Source organism: Myxococcus sp. MH1 (genome assembly GCF_059738865.1).
Genome location: NZ_AP026947.1, coordinates 2085909 through 2103934, shown reverse-complemented (window position 1 = coordinate 2103934; position 18026 = coordinate 2085909). Strand labels below are relative to the sequence as shown.

Annotated in this window: 19 protein-coding genes and 1 pseudogene; 19 read left to right on the top strand and 1 reads right to left on the bottom strand. The window is 64.7% G+C overall.

The features are described 5' to 3' along the window. Positions 1-107: 107 nt before the first annotated feature. The 5 genes and pseudogenes from AC6JA9_RS08695 (at position 108) to AC6JA9_RS08675 (ending at position 7830) form a co-directional block, all read left to right on the top strand. Positions 108-644, top strand: coding sequence for a hypothetical protein (locus AC6JA9_RS08695; RefSeq protein WP_497959462.1), 537 nt, complete (start codon positions 108-110; stop codon positions 642-644). After that, on the top strand, positions 641-1756 hold the full coding sequence (locus AC6JA9_RS08690) for a terminase large subunit domain-containing protein (protein WP_497959461.1): 1116 nt from the start codon (positions 641-643) through the stop codon (positions 1754-1756). The genes AC6JA9_RS08695 and AC6JA9_RS08690 overlap by 4 nt, the downstream gene beginning before the upstream one ends. Continuing rightward, positions 1638-2090: pseudogene (locus AC6JA9_RS08685) on the top strand (terminase); the annotation flags it as partial. The gene AC6JA9_RS08690 and the pseudogene AC6JA9_RS08685, both read left to right, overlap by 119 nt. A gap of 651 nt (positions 2091-2741) precedes the next feature. Then, the gene (locus AC6JA9_RS08680) at positions 2742-4262 is read left to right on the top strand and encodes a hypothetical protein (RefSeq protein ID WP_497959460.1); all 1521 of its coding nucleotides are present in this window, start codon (positions 2742-2744) and stop codon (positions 4260-4262) included. A 730-nt stretch (positions 4263-4992) separates the two neighbouring features. After that, complete coding sequence (locus AC6JA9_RS08675) at positions 4993-7830, top strand: TIR domain-containing protein (RefSeq protein WP_497959459.1); 2838 nt, start codon at positions 4993-4995, stop codon at positions 7828-7830. Positions 7831-7840: 10 nt separating this feature from the next. On the opposite strand, the gene AC6JA9_RS08670 is transcribed toward AC6JA9_RS08675, so the two are convergent. Next, on the bottom strand, positions 7841-8728 hold the full coding sequence (locus AC6JA9_RS08670; RefSeq protein WP_497959457.1) for a hypothetical protein: 888 nt from the start codon (positions 8726-8728) through the stop codon (positions 7841-7843). Between the two features lie 239 nt (positions 8729-8967). Here AC6JA9_RS08670 and AC6JA9_RS08665 point away from each other — a divergent pair, with 239 nt between their 5' ends. The 14 genes from AC6JA9_RS08665 to AC6JA9_RS08600 are packed head-to-tail and all read left to right on the top strand — an operon-like array spanning position 8968 to position 18022. Continuing rightward, positions 8968-9168 carry a hypothetical protein gene (locus AC6JA9_RS08665; RefSeq protein ID WP_497959455.1) on the top strand — a complete coding sequence of 67 codons (201 nt, stop codon included), beginning with the start codon at positions 8968-8970 and terminating at the stop codon, positions 9166-9168. Further along, positions 9165-10964, top strand: coding sequence for a phage portal protein (locus AC6JA9_RS08660; RefSeq protein ID WP_497959453.1), 1800 nt, complete (start codon positions 9165-9167; stop codon positions 10962-10964). The genes AC6JA9_RS08665 and AC6JA9_RS08660 overlap by 4 nt, the downstream gene beginning before the upstream one ends. Then, positions 10961-11242, top strand: a complete 282-nt coding sequence (locus AC6JA9_RS08655) for a hypothetical protein (protein WP_408891566.1) — start codon at positions 10961-10963, stop codon at positions 11240-11242. Before AC6JA9_RS08660 ends, AC6JA9_RS08655 begins: the two co-directional genes overlap by 4 nt. Next, positions 11223-12302 (top strand): head morphogenesis protein, encoded by a 1080-nt coding sequence (locus AC6JA9_RS08650; protein WP_497959451.1) that lies wholly within the window; start codon positions 11223-11225, stop codon positions 12300-12302. Before AC6JA9_RS08655 ends, AC6JA9_RS08650 begins: the two co-directional genes overlap by 20 nt. Positions 12303-12356: 54 nt before the next feature. Further along, on the top strand, positions 12357-12542 hold the full coding sequence (locus tag AC6JA9_RS08645; protein ID WP_497959449.1) for a hypothetical protein: 186 nt from the start codon (positions 12357-12359) through the stop codon (positions 12540-12542). Continuing rightward, positions 12535-13887 (top strand): XkdF-like putative serine protease domain-containing protein, encoded by a 1353-nt coding sequence (locus AC6JA9_RS08640; protein ID WP_497959447.1) that lies wholly within the window; start codon positions 12535-12537, stop codon positions 13885-13887. The genes AC6JA9_RS08645 and AC6JA9_RS08640 overlap by 8 nt, the downstream gene beginning before the upstream one ends. Continuing rightward, on the top strand, positions 13884-14573 hold the full coding sequence (locus tag AC6JA9_RS08635) for a hypothetical protein (RefSeq protein WP_497959445.1): 690 nt from the start codon (positions 13884-13886) through the stop codon (positions 14571-14573). The genes AC6JA9_RS08640 and AC6JA9_RS08635 overlap by 4 nt, the downstream gene beginning before the upstream one ends. A gap of 45 nt (positions 14574-14618) precedes the next feature. Beyond that, positions 14619-15398, top strand: a complete 780-nt coding sequence (locus AC6JA9_RS08630; RefSeq protein WP_497959443.1) for a phage major capsid protein — start codon at positions 14619-14621, stop codon at positions 15396-15398. After that, complete coding sequence (locus AC6JA9_RS08625) at positions 15332-15559, top strand: hypothetical protein (RefSeq protein WP_497959441.1); 228 nt, start codon at positions 15332-15334, stop codon at positions 15557-15559. Before AC6JA9_RS08630 ends, AC6JA9_RS08625 begins: the two co-directional genes overlap by 67 nt. A gap of 8 nt (positions 15560-15567) precedes the next feature. Next, positions 15568-15945 carry a hypothetical protein gene (locus AC6JA9_RS08620; protein ID WP_497959439.1) on the top strand — a complete coding sequence of 126 codons (378 nt, stop codon included), beginning with the start codon at positions 15568-15570 and terminating at the stop codon, positions 15943-15945. Position 15946: 1 nt separating this feature from the next. Then, a complete protein-coding gene (locus AC6JA9_RS08615) occupies positions 15947-16585 on the top strand; it encodes a hypothetical protein (RefSeq protein WP_497959438.1) in 639 nt (212 codons plus the stop codon). Beyond that, entirely contained in the window at positions 16585-17109 is a 525-nt protein-coding gene (locus AC6JA9_RS08610; RefSeq protein ID WP_497959436.1) for a hypothetical protein, read from the top strand. The genes AC6JA9_RS08615 and AC6JA9_RS08610 overlap by 1 nt, the downstream gene beginning before the upstream one ends. Continuing rightward, the gene (locus tag AC6JA9_RS08605) at positions 17106-17384 is read left to right on the top strand and encodes a hypothetical protein (RefSeq protein ID WP_046711603.1); all 279 of its coding nucleotides are present in this window, start codon (positions 17106-17108) and stop codon (positions 17382-17384) included. The genes AC6JA9_RS08610 and AC6JA9_RS08605 overlap by 4 nt, the downstream gene beginning before the upstream one ends. After that, positions 17381-18022, top strand: a complete 642-nt coding sequence (locus AC6JA9_RS08600) for a hypothetical protein (protein ID WP_497959435.1) — start codon at positions 17381-17383, stop codon at positions 18020-18022. Before AC6JA9_RS08605 ends, AC6JA9_RS08600 begins: the two co-directional genes overlap by 4 nt. Positions 18023-18026: the final 4 nt, after the last annotated feature.

The window sequence follows — 18026 nt, the reverse complement described above, 5'->3', positions numbered from 1 at the left end:
CGCGGCCATACGCGCTCTGTCGTCCCAACAAGACAAGTCATTAACCACGCTGCGCGTTCTTGAGCCGGGCCCCGCGCGGCCTCGGCCTTTCCCCGAGAGGAGTCGCTGTGCATCCGCTGGCCCATTTCAACTTCGAGGCACACCGCAAGGCGGGCAGCCACACGGCGTCAGGGGCTCCGTCACCACAGCCACGCCTGGCCCCCGTCTCACCACTCCAGGACCTGGTGCTGGCCCACCTGGAAGTGGCCAGGACGCTCGCTTCGTTCATCCCGAGCCTCACGCCGGAGCTGGCAGCGGCCCGCGCGCTTGACGCCATCCACACGGACACGGGGCTGACGATGGAGCCCCATCGCAGGGGGCTGTCTGCCGCCGCCAAGCGACCCGCGCACCTCACCGCCGCGCAGCTCGGCCAGAAGGTGGGGCTGTCCATCCAGACGATGAACCTCCGCCTGGAGGCGTGCGGTCTCCAGCGGCAAGCCGCGAGTGGCGCGTGGGAGCTGACGGACGCGGGCTGGGGGTACGCCGAGGCGGTCCCCCTCTCCCACCATGAACATTCCGCCTGCGAGCTGCTCTGGCGCGCCGAGGTGCTCGGCGTCCTGGAGGATGCCGCGCGTTCCTCGTCGATGACCGTCGGTCTCGGATGAAGGAGGACAGCGTGACGCTCGGCATCGTCAAGCGCACCGAGGGTGACCTCTCACAGTGGCTGGCCACCGAGTCCGGATTCATTTCCGGCCTGTGCCACTACGACAGCGAGCCGGTGGTGCTGGAGCCCTACCAGCAGGCCCTGCTGGACAACCGCTCTCGCTTCCGCTGGGTGGCGAAGAGCCGCCAGGTGGGCTTCTCCTTCCTCTTCGCCCTCGAGGCCCTCGCCCGCTGCCACCTGCGTGACGGCCACACCGCGGTGTTCGTCTCCTACAACCTGTCGGACGCCGTCGAGAAGGTGCTCATCGCCCGGCAGGTGTACGAGGAGCTGCCGCTCGCCTACCAGAAGAGGCTCGTGACTGATGCCAAGACGGAGCTGGCCTTCGAGTCCAACGCCAAGGGCCGGCGCCTCTCGCGCATCATCTCCGTGCCCTCCAAGCCTCCGCGAGGAAAGCGGGGCGACGCGTACCTCGACGAGCTGGCCCACTACGTGAACGACCGCGAGGTCTACACGGGCAGCACCGCACTCATCCTCCGCTCGCACGGGCAGCTCACGGGCTGCAGCACCCCGCTGGGCCGGCGCGGCATCTTCTGGGAAATCGCCTCGCAGGAGCTGCGCAAGTACCCTCACCACACGCGCCAGCAGGTGCCCTGGTGGCTGTGCCGCTTCTTCTCCCTCGACGTGCGGCGCGCCTCGGTGGAGGCCCCCTTCATGTCCACCGAGGAGCGCGTCGCGCGCTTCGGGCGCCCCGTCCTCACCGAGCAGTTCGACTCCCTGCCGCAGGAGGACTTCCAGCAGGAGTTCGAATGCCTTTTACGTCGACGAGTCCTACAGCTTCCTGCCCTACGAGCTCATCCTCCCGTGCACCACCGACGAGCTGCCGCTGGCCCAGGACACCTCCGACGTGCCCGTCCCCCAGGGCCGCCTGGTGGCGGGCTTCGACGTGGGCCGCACGCGAGACCGCTCCGAGCTGGCCGTCTTCGAAGAAGCGGAGGGCCGCTTCACCTGCCGCATGTTGAAGAGCTTCGAGGGTGTCCCCTTCGCGGAACAAGAGGCCCACCTGCGGCGCCTCCTCTCCGTCCTGCCCGTGGCGCGTCTCTCCGTCGACCGTAGCGGCATCGGCATGAACCTCGCGGAGAATCTCGCCCGCGACTTCCCCCAGGTGGTGGAGGAGAGCTTCACCAACGAGGCCAAGGAGCGCTGGGCCACCGACTTCAAGATTCTCCTCCAGCGCCGCGACGTCACCCTGCCGCGCCAGCGTGAGCTTGTCGGGCAGATTCACTCCATCAAGCGCCGCGTGCTGCCCTCGGGGAAGGTGTCCTTCGACGCCGAGCGCACCAACCGCGGGCATGCGGACAAGTTCTGGGCCGTTGCCCTCGCATGCCAGCGCGAGCGGGGGCCCGAGCGAGGAGGTAGCGGGGAGATCGGCGTGCGGGTGATTGGCTGAGGTCGCGAACGACTTGTGCTTCCCGTTGAGGACGCGCGAAGAGTGCGTGTAGAGTTGGGCGCAACTGCTGGAGGTGCCATGTGGGGGAGTTTGTCGAGTTCTTGAGCGAGCTAGTTGCAGGTGAGCAACTCGAAGGTGCGTCCGGAGGCGTTGCCAAAAAGGTCGTTGCTGATGGTTCGATGCGAGATCTCACCAATAAGCAGCACTACGCTCTCATCGCAGGAGTTACCGAATGGTTTCAGCAACGCTTTCCCGAGTATAGGGCGAAGACCGTAGCGCTCGGAGAGGCCCCAGAACCGCCAGTCTGCTCCGAATGTCCGGAGCAGATGCCGTGGTCGGAGGTCTACCTCGCCGGAGAGCTATATCATGGCCGCTGCTCCTACTGCGAGCAGGTCCACCACAAGGACAAGGACTAACGCTTCTCGGCCAACCGACACAAGAAGCGATGTAGCTTCTTCCTGGGGGATTGCCGCCTGCCGCCTATGTGCTGAGTTGCTACGCTGAAGGGTAGGACTCGTTGAGCCGCAACCAACGGCCCTTCGACATCTAACAAGACGCCCTGGCGCCATCACTCCTGCGCGCCCGAACTGCTGCTCCAAAACTACCAACTCGCGCGTTCCAGCGCATCCCAAAGGCACAGTCAGGCACCCTATGGACACACCACGCGGAGTCCCTCTCCCGAAGTTGGTCTTACCGGCTCGCTTCGAAAAGCTCCACGAGGTCGCCATTGCAGAGAAGGTTCCTCTCGAGAATATTGTACGAAAGGTGGACACTGCTACTCGTCGCGCCGAGGACTTACTCCGCGCAGTAAGAGATCAGGGCGTTGGCCGATTCGAGTTCGTCCTGGGGCTATCAGGCTCTGGAAAAACAACGTTCTTGCGTACCTTGCCGGTATTCTACGCAGGGGCACCAGTTCACGAATTGCCTGCCGCGATTCAACTCTCAGACGTAGCGGACCACCTTCGAAAGCACCGCGCAGGCACAACTGAGAGTGCATTCTATGTCCTATTCGGCCGGGACAATCCGCAAGAAGACAACAACACGGTACGTGCTTTTTTTGAGAGCCTCCGTGTTCTATTTCGCGAGGCAGAGGGTGGGATAGTGCTTCTTTGGCCTATTACGGATGAAGCCAAGGCAGCAGAGTATGCACGAACCGCGTGGGAAGTTGGCCGTGACAGCATTGTTGACGTCGCGACCAAGGGAACCTTCAGATTTATTGGACTAGAGAAACAGTACTTTTACGACACAGCCGACATCACAACACAGACGCTCAATGGCGGCCGCACCCTCGAGACATTCGGCATTACGCGTGCAGAAGCGGAACCCATCATACGCGAAGCCGAAACAATCGCTGAGTTCTACGGAAGGCTCCAGGTTCGCTCCCGCGAGATCAATAGCCTCACCGGAGATGTATTAAAGGAACGAGTTGTCCCGCGTGTGTGGATTCTCTTGGCAGGCGACGATGCCAAGGAGATCTATACCACAGTTACAGTCCTAACGCATGGCATCAGAAACGAGGTCGATGTTCGGCGGCTCCTAGGATACCTGGACGACCCCAACCTCGATGCCGCCTACCTGAAGGAATGGAAGAAACGCAGAGAACGCATGGCGTATCTGATGACCCTACTCGATGTTCGAGTATTCGTACTGCCTCCAAATGTCACACTCGGCTCCGTGCGTATCTATGGCCCTGACGCACTCAAATCGGCACTAAATCTGAAGACCGCGGCACTTGACCAAGTGGCAAAGGCACTGCGTTCAACAGCATTCTACCGGGCCATTCTTGATTTCACGTCGGCGACAACAGGCGCACCAAAAGCCACCGATCCAACAACTGCGACAGAATACAATCGGCTACAGCAGTCCGCCGCCAAAGATGACAAATCACTAAACAAGGCGCTCGGAGCACTTCTTGACCACACGCTAAAAGTGGACGAAGTAGTGTGCGAGATCGTTTCCGAGAAACAATCTCTACCTGACAGCAACCTAAAACCAGATGTCCAGGTTCGCCTCGATGGAAGAGGGATCATATGCCTGGAGCCAACATGGAGAACCACAGGCGAACCAATACCAGACGGCAGGGATGATGTCCAAAACACACTCACTCCCGGCCACATACAGCAGTACGTACTAAAGAAGGTCCTCTCATATGTGGACGACCTTGGCATATAAGTTTCCCCTCCATAAAGCCTCGTCGTGATCGAACAAAGATAGCCCGGCGGAGAGTACGCCCGCCGAGACCGGACTGGCCGGACCATAGCAAGTCCAGCCAGCCGACGACGGTCCGCCAAGCCCAGGGAACTGGCTGACTTTGAGGAAGCAATCCCCTCAATCCCTGCACCTTGTGAACAAAACAGAGAGGAATCAACGCCGCAGCAACTTGTGCGCCTTCACCTTCAGCCAAGCCTTCCGCCGGAAGGGGTACGTCGAGCAGATGCGGCGCCACGTCCACACCTCGCTCCGCGTCCACCAATCCGCAGGCGGCTGGATGCCGCCGTCCTACAGATTGCCGAGGCCACGGTAGCCGACGCCGTCGAGCCCGTAGGCGACGTTGGACTCCAGCACCAGGACCTTGTCCGTCTCCGGTAGGAAGTCCACGACGAGGAATGTGTGGCCCAAGCTCCACTGGCGACACCAGGCCTGGATGAGTGCCCAGAATCAACAAGAGGCCCTGCGCTGCAGGCTTCGACGCGAACCAATTCCGCGCCAGGCACGAAATGGCGCAAAAAGGGATGACTCCCCGCTTGCCCCTACCCATTGCGCCCCATGTGACGCCGCGCACCACACACACTGCGCCACCAAAAACCACATCGCTCTAGGAGGGGAGTCCTAATGGACTTCACCAGTCGCCGCAATCTGAGCTTTACGTGTCGCCGACAGCAGGGGGAAATTCACCGAGAACATGGACACACCCGACTCCCGGCGAACAGCTTCAATCACTGAGCTTCAACAATCAACGATACACCTATTGGAAGCAGTCGAACAGCTTCTGCAAAGAGGCGAGAGTTGGCTCAATAAGCCCGATTTCTATAAGCAGCTCACCTCGATCGTAAGTCTTGAGCGACGAAAAGTAGCAGCCCTTGAACTGAGACTCTCAATCGTCGCCCCCATCAAAGCCGGGAAGTCCACAATCATCAACGCGATCCTGGGAGCAGGAATACTGCCGACAAGAAATTCGGCAATGACGAGCATCCCAACAGAAATAGCGGACGACCCACACGCCACCGATTACATACTAACTCTCCCTGAGCCCACACTCCGTCAGTTCAGGGGACTGTGGCAGAAACTTCACCAAGCCGTCCTATCACGCGGACTTGCAGCCAGCAAAGACCTCGCACCGGAGAATCCCGAGGTCCAGTCACTATTTGAAGAACTGGGCAAGCATCCAACTGCCCCCTTTGCATCAAAATTCTCTGGCATCACTTCCGTACAAAGCACTCTACTCAAAATCAACGATCTATTCCGAGCAGCCGCACTCCTGGATGGACCAAACTCTCTTATCGGCATCAAGGATTTTGAACTCCCACGCATCAACGCAAAATTCCTAAACTCCTCACCTATCTCAAAACACCGCAGCGGCACGCTCGTGATCGTGGATACGCCGGGGCCGAACGAGGCACGTCAGCATCACTTGCTCGGGCAAATTGTTTCCGAGCAGCTCGCACAAACTTCACTCGTACTCTTGGTACTCGACTTCACTCAACTGAACACCCAAGCCGCAGAACTCGTCAGCAAAGAGGTGCAATCTGTCGCGCGAATTGTCGGCGAAGAAAACATCTTTGTCATCGTGAACAAAATCGACGAGCGCGACAACAAGGGCATGAGCGACGACCAGGTCCGGCAATTCATCGCTGGTCATTTGAAATTCAGAAAGCCACTGCCAGCCAATCGGATCTTCGAAGTTTCTGCAAAGCACGCCTTTCGAGCCGCCGACTATCTACGCGAGCACGGAGATATCGCCACAGATCGAAGCAGTCTCCGTAAATGGCCAGCAGCCACTGCCCTCGCCCCGCTCGTTTTCGGCGCAACGCAATGGGAGGATGACCTTGAGGAGGCAACAGACGACAGCCTTGCAAAGCGCGCGCAAAAGCTATGGGCTCGTTCCGGCTTCGACACATTCCTTACCCAAGCGATTGAGCGACTACTTGCGGAAGTAGCACCTCGTTCGCTGCAAGTCGCACTCTCCGTAGCGCGCTCCCATCTCACAACGCTCCGCAACGACGCACGGTTGCGACACCGAGCAATTCGTGCGAGCGCATCAACAATTGAACTTGAGCTTACCAACCTTGATCGAGAGCTCAGGAGCCTTGAAGAGAGCAGACGCAGCGTCGACGCTCGACTCGCAGGGGTCGAACAGGACCTTCGAGAGCACCTTAAACTTCTTCGGAGGAGACTTCAGCCCGTCATCGAAGAAGACATCCGACTTGTCTTCAAAAGCAAGGAAGACAGCGAAGCCTCGGCGCTCCAGGGATTTTTGAAGCGCGGCAAGCGACTTGTCGCTCGACACCTAGGGATTCCACACGACAGTGTCTCGGAAATCGTTGAGTTCGACACCCAGGTCGACGCGCAAGGCTTTGCAAACTACGCCGTTGACATTGCCCTAAGCAAAATTCGACCACAGATCGAACAAGCACTTGAGGCGACCACTCGTCGAGTCGACAGCACTCGGCGAGAGTTTGAGAAAATCCTGACCACCGAGACGCGCCCCATCCTTCAACGAGCGGCAGAACGCATCAAACGGCAATTCGACGTACCTCTCGAATTTCCGCGTCCCAAGCTAACCAACCCTCTCGAAAAAATCAGCCTTGCCCACCATCTAACGAAATTTGAGCCTGGAAAAATAGTAACCCAGTCGCGGCGCGAGTTTCGCTGGTACACCCTTTGGCTATGGGAACACGAGGTAACATACTCCGTAAAAACCAAAGATCGGCACCTCATACATCTTGACGAAGTCTCGCACTACACAAAACAAGCCGTCCACAAGAGCGTGGAGGAGATCGCGATCAAGTTCGACGATTTCCTCGCAACGGATTTCAAAGACGGCATCGACGAATACTTCCAAAGGCTGCGAGAGTATTTTCAGTTCTACCGTCAAACACTAGAAGAGGCAGTCCAGGCCCAGCGCATGTCGCTCGAACAGCGCGACACAACTCTGAAGCAACTCGACGCGCTGGATACGGACAGCACCCAATTCCTCGAGGCGGCCATCAACACTACGCGCACCCTAAAGGAAATGCTCCCCCACTCAGACACCGACAGCGACGAGGCAAACGTGACCGATGGCCTAGACCTTTTCATCTCATATTCCCACAAAGACGAGCCCCTCCGACAGGAGCTAGAAAAGCACCTATCGTTACTGCGGAGAGAGGGGTTAATTCACCTCTGGCACGACCGCGAAATTGTCCCGGGCCAACAATGGGCGACCGAAATCGACCGTCATCTCGAGTCCGCCCACGTAATCTTGCTCCTCATCAGTGCCGACTTCATCTCCTCTGAGTACTGCTTCGCCACCGAAATGGAGCGCGCCATGGAGCGACACGCAGAGGGCACCGCAGTAGTGGTTCCGATCATTCTGCGCGCTTGCGACTGGAACACGGCGCATTTTGGCCAACTACAAGCCCTCCCCAAGGACGCTAAGCCCATTACCTCATGGTCTGATAGCGACACAGCGTTTACCGACGTAGCGCGGGGACTCCGAAAGACGATTTCTCAAATGCAGAAATTACGAAAAGGTGCCTAGCTGCGCCGTATTAGCGAGCCTTGACCTTCAACCAGCCCTGCCGCCGGAAGGGGTACGTCGAGCAGATGCGGCGCCACGTCCACACCTCGCTCCGCGTCCACCAGTCCGCAGGCGGCTGGAGGCCGACGTCCCGCAGGTTGCCGAGACCACGGTAGCCAACGCCGTCGAGCCCGAAGGCGGCGTTGGACTCCAGCACCAGCACCTTGTCCGTCTCCGCGTGGTGGTCCACGGCAAGGAAGGTGTGCCCGGAGCCCCACTGGCTTCGCCACCCCTGGATGAGTGTCCAGGGGTGGGGTGGAACATCCGCCGACGGCGCCAGCAGGGCCATGCCAGACTCAACGGCTGCCGTCACCGGGGAGAAGTAGTCTTGGGTGGAGGCAATCATCATCTGCCTGTGGCGTCGCATGTCCCACGAGAAGGCCGCGCCATGCGCCTCGGAGAAGGCCTTCACCAGCAGGGCCTCGATGAAGGTGCAGCAGTTGTTCAGCCGGGGCGGCGCCAACGGGACACGGACGCCGGGCAACGCCCACGGGTAGTACGTCCGGCTCGCGTCGTACCTGTAGTCGAGGAACGCCCCCAGGAGTGCGAAGAGGCGCTCCTCCGAGACGGCCAGCGGCTCATTGGCGAATGACAGCCGGTCCATGGCAGGCGCGCGCTCCTGGGAGACGAGCGTCGCGTAGCGCTGCGTGCGCCAGCGAGTGCACACCCAGATGTCGAGCCCGCTCAACTGCGGCGCCACCAGCCGGGCGTAGTCGGTGTCGGGCGTGGGGTGGCGAGCCTTCTCCTCGAGCACGAGGTAGTCCCCCGCCTCGACATAACCCTCGGGTGACAGGCTCGTGTCCGGCAGTGCGAAGCCGCGCAGGCGCGCGGGCAGTCTGGCGACGCGGTAGGTGTCCATGGTGTCTCCTCGGAGCTGAAGGGCTACAGCGCTTTCGCCATCGACGACGCGACGAGCCGCCCTGGCGTGTCGCAGTTCGTCTCGACACACCCGCAAAGCACTCCCACCCGATGTCCCCGAAATCGGGCCCGAAGCCTTTGTCTTCGCTGGAGGCAAGGCGTGCGGCTCCCAACGCCCCCTGACGCAGGGGGCCCCCCTCCCACCGTGCGCCTTGCCTCTTCTTCGTGTGGGAGGCCCGTGTGCAGAGCGTCGTCAGAGTCTTCGTCCTCTCCTCCCCCTCGGGCGCGGCACGCCCCGGGCCGGAGTTCACCGTCGAGGCCAGCACCCACGACGGCCTGCTGGAGGCGCTGCACGCAGAGCTGGCAGCGCGCGGCCAGCGCGTCCGCGCCGTCTCCCACACCCCCATGGGCCTCCTGGCCTACGTGGAGGACCGCCCGTGACAGTGCCTGCGGAAGTCCACCAGGCTGAGGAGCGCCTCCAGGACATCCTCAAGGCAGTGGTGGTGGGCGCCCGTGTCGACGAGCCCGCCAGTCGTCCTGGCGGAGAGGAGGCCTTGGCCTTCTCCGACGCGGGTGCGCTCCAGCCCCCATATGAGCCGGAAGCGCTCTGCCTCCTCGTCGAGCACTCCAACTCGCTGAGGCAGAACGTCGACGCCTACGCGACGAACATCGACGGCTTTGGCTTCCGCTTCGAGCCCGCCATCGACTTCGACGCCGACGGCGCCAGGGAGAAGGTCGCCGACGCCATGGCCCTGGAGCGTCTGTCCGCGCGTGACGCGGGCACGCTGCCTTCAGGGACGGCCCTACGCCCCTCGGACGAGGAAGTCGCCGCGCATGAGGAGGAGGTTCGTCAGCAGGCCCGGGTTGAGAAGGCCCGCCTGGAGTCCTTCTTTGACTTCTGCTGCTTCGACTCCAGCTTCGTCGAGCTTCGAAGGCGGACACGCCATGACTTGGAGGTGACGGGCAACGCGTACTGGGAGGTGCTGCGCGACGGCAAGGGCGACATCGCCCGCTTCGTCTACGTCCCCTCGTACACGGTGCGGCTCCTCCCTCTCGACAAGGAGGCCGTCGAGGTGCGCGAGCGCGTCCGCATCTCCGCCGTCAGCTTCGACACCGTCACCACCCGCCGACGCCTGCGCCGTTACATCCAGGTGCAGGGCAGCGAGCGGGTGTACTTCAAGTCCTTCGGGGACTCGCGCGTCATCTCCCGCCTCACCGGCCGCGCCTTTAAGGACGTCACCGCCCTCAAGTCCGCAGACGCCTCGGACGGCCCCGCCACGGAGCTCATCCACTTCGCCATCCATTCGCCGCGCTCCCCCTACGGCATCCCTCGCTGGGTGGGCACCCTACTGTCCGTCCTCGGCTCCCGGCAGATGGAGGAGGTCAACTACCTCTACTTCAACAACAAGTCCGTCCCGCCCCTGGCGCTGCTCGTCTCGGGCGGAAGGCTCTCTGACGCCTCAGTGCCGCGCATCGAGCGCTTCATCGAGGAGAACCTCAAGGGCAAGGCCAACTTCCACAAGATTCTCATCCTCGAGGCGGACGGCGCCGGCACCGGCGACGGGGGCCGGGCTAAGATTGAGCTGCGCCCCCTGACGGAGGCCCAGCAGCAGGACGCCCTCTTTCAGCAGTACGACCAGCGCAACATCGACAAGGTGGGCAGCGCCTTCCGTCTGCCACCGCTGTTGCGCGGCGACGGGCGTGACTTCAACCGCTCGGTGGCGGAGGCGCAGCTGCGCTTCGCCGAGGACCAAGTCTTCCAGCCCGAGCGCGACGAGTTCGACTTCCTCCTCAACCGCAAGGTGCTCGCGGACATGGGCGTGCGCTTCTGGCGCTTCCGCAGCCAGACGACTGCGACCCGAGACCCGGAGCGAATGACGGAGATGGTGGAGCGCCTGGTCCGCGTGGGTGTGCTGACTCCCGAGGAGGGCCGCCACCTGGCCGGCGACATCTTCCACAGGGAGTTCCGCAAGATTGGGGACGACTGGGTGAAGCGCCCCATCACCCTTACGCTCGCGGGCATTCAAACAGGCGTCGAAGACTTGAAGCCCCGGACGGACAAGGGCTCGCTGGTGGGCGAAGCGAAACGCCTCTTGGGGTTGCGAGAGGAGCTTCGGGCTGAAGAGGAGCGCCTGGCCCAAGGACGCCTGGCGCTAGCCCGCCGGTACATGGACACCGAGCGCGTCCCCGTGCCGAAGGAGGAGTTCGACACCTGGTTCTCGGGGCAGTCCACATGACGCCCGAGCAGCTCCAGCGCGCGTGGGTGCTCCAGGCTCAGGCCGACGCCGAGCGCGGCGTCCTGGAGTGCCGCATGTGCCGTAGGCGCGGCCCCCTGGAGGAGACGACGACGCTGTGGCGCAACGGCCTCCTCGTCTTCGCCCTGTGTGACAAGTGCGCGGCCAGCCACGACGTCGTCTTCTCCCCCACTCCGGCTGGCGTCGAGGTGCGCGCCAGGCGCCGCAACCCCGTGGAGCTGGTGACGCAGGAGGCGCCCCGTGTGCACGGCCCCCGCTGACAGCCTCCTCCTCCTGCACGAGGCACGGGCGGTGGCAGACACTCTCCTTGGAGACGTCCTGCGGCAGCCGGTGGCCAAGGCCCTGGACGTCGGCACCGCCGCGGGCATGGACCGCGCCGTGGCCCTGATTGCCGCGCGCCTCCGCCGCGCCGTCGGGCGCGCGGATGTGGACGCCATGCGGGAGGCGGTGGCCGTCCTCGACGTGGACTGGAGGACAACGACGGCAGTCCAGCGCAGGCGCCTCGTCGCCCAGGCCCTGGAGGCAGCCGGCCGGCGGACAGCCGCCATCCCCTCTCGCATCCAGGCGCCCCTCGGCGACGCAGCCGAGGAGGTGGTGGCCTCCACTCGCAGCCATGCCCGACGCGAGCAAGGCCTCGCCCTCGCCGCCCGCTTCAACGCTGTCGACAGGCGCATTGCCCAACACATCGTCCGCACCCAGGGCAACTTCGTGCGGGACGAGTACGGGCGCCGGCTGGACGCCTTCGGCGAGGAGGCCCGGCGGCTCGTGGCTGAGGGGCTGGAGGCCGGCCTCGGCAGAAGCGACATCGCCGAGTCATTGGAGCGGGCTGCGCGCGGCGCGCTCATCGAGCGAGCCCCCTTCTACTGGGAGGTGGTGGCAAGCCACTTCGTCAGCCAGGGGCGCTCCTTCGCCCAGGTGAGCAGCTACGCCGAGGCCGGAATCCGCCGCTACCGCATCGAGGCCGTCCTCGACGAGGCCACCACCCAAGTGTGCCGCTTCCTCCACGGCAAGACGTTCGCCGTGGCGGATGCCCTCCAGCGCTTCGAGCATGTCGAGTCACTCGAGCGGCCGGAGGACGTGAAGCAGGAGCTGCCCTGGGTGCGCGAGCGCCTGGACGCAGACACCGGTCGCGCGTTCCTCTACGTCAACCGAGGGAGCCAGGAGACGCGCCTGGCCGAAGTGCTCCGCTCCGCCGCTGGCACCCGCGACGACGTCGGCGAGTTCCGCGCCCTCGCTTCGGACCGGCAGCTCGCGGACGCGGGCGTGGGCTTCCCGCCGTACCACGGCTTCTGCCGCACAACGACGCTCGCCGTCACTTAGTGATGTCCCCGATTTCGCGTCGCAGGCCTTTGTCTCTTCCGGAGGCGAAACGCCATGCAGGCAACCTCGACACCGACCCCCACTTCACCTCCGACGACGGAGGGCAATGCAACGACGCAGGAGTCGACCTCCACGGCCAAGGCCGAGGCGACGTCCGTCGTCTGGCCTCGCGACCTCAATCTCCCCACCTCGGGAGAGCTGTCGTGGGGCTTCGACCCGGAGGGTCTGCGCGATGGGTAATGCCCTCACGAAGGCCCTCGCCCGGGCCCGGCATGTCCTGGAGTCCCTCCAGGGTGAGCCGGTGGAAAAAACCATCTGGGGCTCCCCGGCGGGTAAGAAGCGCCTGGCGAAGCGCCTGGTGGCGATGCTGCCCCCGCACAAGACGTATGTGGAGCCCTTCGCCGGCAGCGCTGCCGTCCTCTTTGCCAAGGAGCCCTCTGACGTCGAGGCCATCAACGACGCGGACCCGGAGATTGCGGACGCATACCACCTCCTCCAGAAGCTGACGCCCGCGGGCCTCGCCAAGCTGAAGAAGCTGCCGTGGGTCGGCGACGAGAAGACGTTCAAGAGCCTCTTCGACTCCAAGCCGAAGGGGGACGTGGAGCGCCTGCACCGCTTCCTCTACCTGACGCACTTCTCCTACGGGAAGCTGCGCGGGCGCAGCGTCAGCCCCAACAGCATGGGCGTCGAGGCGAAGACGCTCGCCCGCATCGAGCAGTTCGCCCCGCGCCTCAAGCACGTGAAGGTGTACGGCGGCGACTACGAGAAGGTGGTCCGCAAGTACGACGGGAAGGACACCGTCCTCTTTCTCGACCCTCCGTACCCTGGCTACAACGTCGACGTCGGCGAGGGCGACTTCGACGAGGAGCGCTTCTACAACACCCTCAAGTCGCTCAAGGGCCGCTGGCTCATGACGTACGGCATCCGGGGCAAGCTGCCCGGGATGCTGAAGGGCTCCGGCTTCGTGGTGAAGCGCATCCGGACGCCTCGCACCATCGCCGCCATGCGCGGCGTGGGCGGCTCCTCCGTGCTGACGCAGCTCCTCGTCTCCAACTACCAGCCCGCCGCGAAGGCGATGGAGGGTGGCCCGGACTTCACGGTGGACGACTGGCAGCCGGAGGAGTCGCCCGACACCGCCTCCTTCCTCGCGACGAAGCCGCTCCTCAAGGGCGTCGAGCCCGACGACGAGCGGTACGTCTTGGGCGTCGTCCTGGAGCCAGAGACGGTGGACGCCCAAGGCGACATCTACTCCGCCGCGGAGATTCGTCAGGCCGCGCACCGCTTCATGGAGGAATTCGGGGGCCTGGGCCTCATGCACCAGATGCGCGTCAACTCGCATGTCAAGGTGCTGGAGAGCTACCTGGCTCCCGTCGACTTCTCCTTGGGCGAAGTGCCGGTGCGCAAGGGCACCTGGCTTCTCGCCGTGCGCGTCCTCTCCGACGAGCTCTGGGGGCGTGTGAAGGACGGGCAACTGACGGGCTTCTCGATTGGCGGCACCGCGCGCCGTCTCCCCGAGGCCTCCACTGCCACCAAGCCGCCTCGTTCCGACACACCTGCTGCTGACTCCCAGCCGGAGGCCGCATGACGAGCACCAACCAAGGCCCCGCTTCCGTCCACCGCCTCGTCGACATGGTGGTGGAGGAGGTGTCCCTCGTGGACAGGGCCGCCAACAAGCACCGCTTCCTCTTGGTGAAGCGAGACGGAGACACCATGCACGACGCTTCCCAGGACACCTCGCCGCCCGAGGGTGCCAACAGCGCCACCTCGGACACCTCCAAGGCCGATGACGCAGTCCTCGCCGCGGCCCAACAGGCCCTCGAAGCGGTGACGACCCTCGTCGAGGCGTTGACCTCTACGGACGGCATCGACGGCGTGCGCGTGGTGGAGGTGGCCCAGCACCTGCGCGCGCTGGCCGACGCGCTGGAGGACGAGGACGACTCCGAGGACGAGGAGGACGTCGAGGCGCGCGCCAAGGCCGCCAACCCCGTGCCGGCTCCTCAGCCGACTCCGCCCGCGCCGAGCCCCGACGCCTCCGGCGTCATGGAAGGACTGACGAGGCTCACCGACGCCGTCCGCGCGCTGGAAGGCTCCGTGAAGGAGCAGCACCAGCGGCTGGGCCGCGTGGAGAAGCAGTTCGGCCTGCCCAACAGCAGCGCCCCCGCGGAGCGCCCGCAAAAGCCCGCCGTCGAGGACGTCGGCTGGCCCCTCGACATGAACAAGCCCCTCAACCGGGAGAGCGTCGACAAGGCCCTCTCCTTCCACGACGTCTGACGTCCCCACCCGCCACCAGGAAGCCTCAACGCCCAAGGAATCCCCATGAGTCGTCTCGACAACAGCACCCTCTTGGCCAAGGCGGACCTGGCCCTCGCCGACCTCACGGCCGGCGGCGGCGTCCTCCAGCCCGCGCAGGCGCAGAAGTTCTTGCGCCTGCTCATCAAGCAATCCGTCCTGCTGCAGCAGTGCACCGTCGTCCCGATGGCGGCCCCCAAGCAGCAGTTCTCCAAGCTGAAGTTCGGCAGCCGAATCCTCCGCCCGGGCCAGGAGGCCACCGCTGTCCCCGCCACCCAGCGCGTGAAGCCCGACCTCTCCCAGGTGGAGCTCGACGCCAAGCTCTTCAAGGGCGAAGTGCGACTCTCCGACGAAGTGCTCGAGGACTCCATCGAGCGCGGCGAGCTGCGGCAGACGCTCATGGAGATGCTCGCGGATGCCATCAGCCGCGACATGGAGGAGATCCTCGTCAACGGGGACACGGCCTCGGCGGACCCCTTCCTCGCCACGATGGACGGCGTGCTGAAGCAGGCCACCTCCAACGTCGTGGACGCGGCCGGCGCGCCCATCTCCAAGGACGTCCTGGGCGACCTGCTCAAGTCGCTGCCGTCGGAGCACCTGCGCGACAAGAGCAGCATGGGGTTCCTCTTACCAGCGTCGACGCGGACCTGGACTACCGCAGCACGCTCGCGGAGCGCGCAACGGCGGTCGGCGACAAGTTCCTCGAGGGCGATGCGCCGGTCCTCTACTCGGGCGTCCCGGTGCGGCCGATTCCTCTCTGGCCGGAGAACCTCGGCGCGACGAATGACCGCACGGCCATCCTGCTGACCAACCCCAAGAACATCCACGTCGGCATCTGGCGGCAGATTCGCATCGAGTCCGCGCGGGACATCTCCGAGGGCACGCTGAAGGTGGTGGCCACCCTGCGCTTCGACGCGCGATTCGCCGAAGAGTCCGGCACGGCCAAGGCCATCAACGTGCAGTTGTGAGGCTCACCATGGACAACACCTATCTCGTCCGACTGAAGGCCTACGACGCGCGCCGGGGCCACGTGCTGCGGCGCTACACGTATGCCGGCATCAAGTTCCAAGAGGAGCGCGGCTGGTACCGGGTGGAGAAGCCGGTGGCGGACTACCTGCGCACCGTGCACCAGTTGCCCGGCGACACCTACTCGCCGCTCGCCTTCGACGTGTCCACGGAGGCCGAGGCGAAGGCCCTCGATGCCACCGAGGCCGACGAGGCCCGCGTGAAGCGCAGCGCCAGCGACGAGCTGAAGCTGAGTCCAGCGCGGCCCGCCGGCACGCTGACGACGGAGGACATCCCGAAGGCCAGCGAGGAGAAGGACACGCGCCGCGCCAAGCGGGAGAAGGACTGACGTGTACGCCACGGTGGCCGACATGCGCGCCGAGGGCGTCACACCGGCCATGGCGGGCGACACCCGCCTGGCCGTCCTCCTGGAAGAGGCAACGCGCACCATCGACAAGGTGACGGGGTGGCACTTCGAGCCGCGCTCAGCGACGTTGCACTTCGACGGGCGCGGCACTCCGTCTCTCTGGCTGCCGGTGCCGCCCATCCGCATCTACCGCCTGGCGCTCCACGGGGAGGACGTGTCCTTCTCCAGGGAGCGCTTGCTCGTGGTGGGTGCCCCCGTGGGGCCGGGTTTCGACGGGCCTCGCCTCACCTTTCGCCATGGCCGTGTATTCCCGCGCGGCGAGGGCAACATCACCGTGGGCGCGCGGTGGGGCTACACCGAGGCGGATGGGGCGCCGGAGGGGCGCACGCCGCCCGCCGTCCGCCGCGCCTGCATGCTCCTCGTCCTGCGCAGCCTCTCGCCGCTGGCGGACGAAGCCTCCCTGGAGGAGCGCACGCGCTGGCGCGTGGTGGAGGAGAGGACGCGCGAACAGAGCTACCGCCTCGACACTGTCCGCCCCGTGGTGCGACCTCTCACCGGCGAGCCGGAAGTGGACCTCTTGCTCTCGCCCTACGTGAAGCCCTCACTGCCCGGAGCCGTCTGATGCGGGGCCGACTCGTGTTCCCCTTCTTGGCGGAGCTGCACCGCCTGGACACCGCTGCCATGGCGGGCCCCAGCCCGGGCCCCCATGCCAGCGGGTACGACGCGGACTTCCGCGAGCCGGTGCTGGTGGACGCGGACGACGACGGCCTGGCCGAAGCCTTCCGCCGCGAATTTCCGCCTGTGCGTGTCCCCTGCCAGGTGGAGCCGGATGCCTTTGAGTCATTGCGCATGACTCCTTCCGGCAACAGCCCCCGCACGAGCTTCGAACTCGTCTTCCACTTCCGCGACTTGGAGCGCCTCGGCCTCGTGGACGCGGCCACGGGCGACGCCCTCATCCGCCCCAGCGACAGGCTGGGCGCGCTCTACGACGTCTCAGGCGCCCTCGTGCAGGCCGTGAGGACGCCTCCCGGGCTGTACGTCACGGAGGCGCGCCCCACGGGCTTCGGACTCCACCGCCGGAGGCCTCGCCGGAATCTCTTGCTCGTCACCTTCAACGACAGGCCCCAAGTCCGAGGACTCGCATGAAAGCACTGCTGCTCACCTCTCTTCTCGCTACCGCCCTCCTCACCCGCTGCCGCGCGCCGGACGGCTGCGCGCCGGTGTCCACGCGCTGCGCTGGCAACGTCGCCGAAGTCTGCAACGGCGACGGCAACTGGCAGGTGCTCGCCGACTGCGACGCGGTCAGCGAGCACAGCAACGCTGGCTTCACGTGCGCCTACGTCAACGAGGAGGGCGTCGCCGGCCACACCTGCCTGCCCGCCACCGTGGACGCCGGCACCGAGGAAGGCGGTGTCCTGTGAAGGGCTACCTCCAGTCCCTGCCTGGCGTGGGCGGCCTCTTCCAGCGCGACATTCAGCCCGCGGAGGTGTGGGCCTTCTACCAGCACATGCAGTCGCGCCTGCGAACCAAGACGGCACGCAAGTCGGACTCACTCGAAATGCAGCTCGCTGCCGAGGCCCTGCAGCGCATGGGCATCCTCGACAGGCAGCGCTTCCTGGAGAAGTACGCCACCACCGTGGGCCGCACCCTCTACCTGCCCTTCGAGGTGGGCGTGCCGAAGGGGGGGTGGGACTTGTGGGCCCAGGTGGTGGTGTGCGTCCACGAGCACCAGCACGTCGTCCAGCACGACGAGGAGGGCCCCAGCTACGAGCTGGCCTACCTCACCAGCACCTCCGCGCGCGCCCGCTACGAGGCCGAGGCGTACACCTGCAACCTGGAGCTGCACTACTGGCGCTACGGCACCCTGCCCGCCGTGCGCCCCATGGCCGAGGGCCTCAAGCACTACGGCTGCCGGCCGGAGGACGTCGAAGTCGCCGCCCACACCCTGGCCCTCACCTCGGTGTCCGTCCGCCACGGCGCGGTGGTGAGTGAGGCCACGCACGTGGCCCTCGAGTGGCTCAACTCGCACGTCCCCCACCTGCGGCCCAAGCAGGGCTGAGGCA

Excerpts from the sequence above, each read along its gene's own strand:
- AC6JA9_RS08680 (WP_497959460.1), top strand. The coding sequence starts at position 2,742 with ATGGACACACCACGCGGAGTCCCTCTCCCGAAGTTGGTCTTACCGGCT.
- AC6JA9_RS08605 (WP_046711603.1), top strand. The coding sequence starts at position 17,106 with ATGAAAGCACTGCTGCTCACCTCTCTTCTCGCTACCGCCCTCCTCACC.
- AC6JA9_RS08670 (WP_497959457.1), bottom strand. The coding sequence starts at position 8,728 with ATGGACACCTACCGCGTCGCCAGACTGCCCGCGCGCCTGCGCGGCTTC.
- AC6JA9_RS08655 (WP_408891566.1), top strand. The coding sequence starts at position 10,961 with ATGACGCCCGAGCAGCTCCAGCGCGCGTGGGTGCTCCAGGCTCAGGCC.
- AC6JA9_RS08675 (WP_497959459.1), top strand. The coding sequence starts at position 4,993 with ATGGACACACCCGACTCCCGGCGAACAGCTTCAATCACTGAGCTTCAA.
- AC6JA9_RS08690 (WP_497959461.1), top strand. The coding sequence starts at position 641 with ATGAAGGAGGACAGCGTGACGCTCGGCATCGTCAAGCGCACCGAGGGT.
- AC6JA9_RS08620 (WP_497959439.1), top strand. The coding sequence starts at position 15,568 with ATGGACAACACCTATCTCGTCCGACTGAAGGCCTACGACGCGCGCCGG.
- AC6JA9_RS08635 (WP_497959445.1), top strand. The coding sequence starts at position 13,884 with ATGACGAGCACCAACCAAGGCCCCGCTTCCGTCCACCGCCTCGTCGAC.
- AC6JA9_RS08640 (WP_497959447.1), top strand. The coding sequence starts at position 12,535 with ATGGGTAATGCCCTCACGAAGGCCCTCGCCCGGGCCCGGCATGTCCTG.
- AC6JA9_RS08610 (WP_497959436.1), top strand. The coding sequence starts at position 16,585 with ATGCGGGGCCGACTCGTGTTCCCCTTCTTGGCGGAGCTGCACCGCCTG.
- AC6JA9_RS08630 (WP_497959443.1), top strand. The coding sequence starts at position 14,619 with ATGAGTCGTCTCGACAACAGCACCCTCTTGGCCAAGGCGGACCTGGCC.
- AC6JA9_RS08645 (WP_497959449.1), top strand. The coding sequence starts at position 12,357 with ATGCAGGCAACCTCGACACCGACCCCCACTTCACCTCCGACGACGGAG.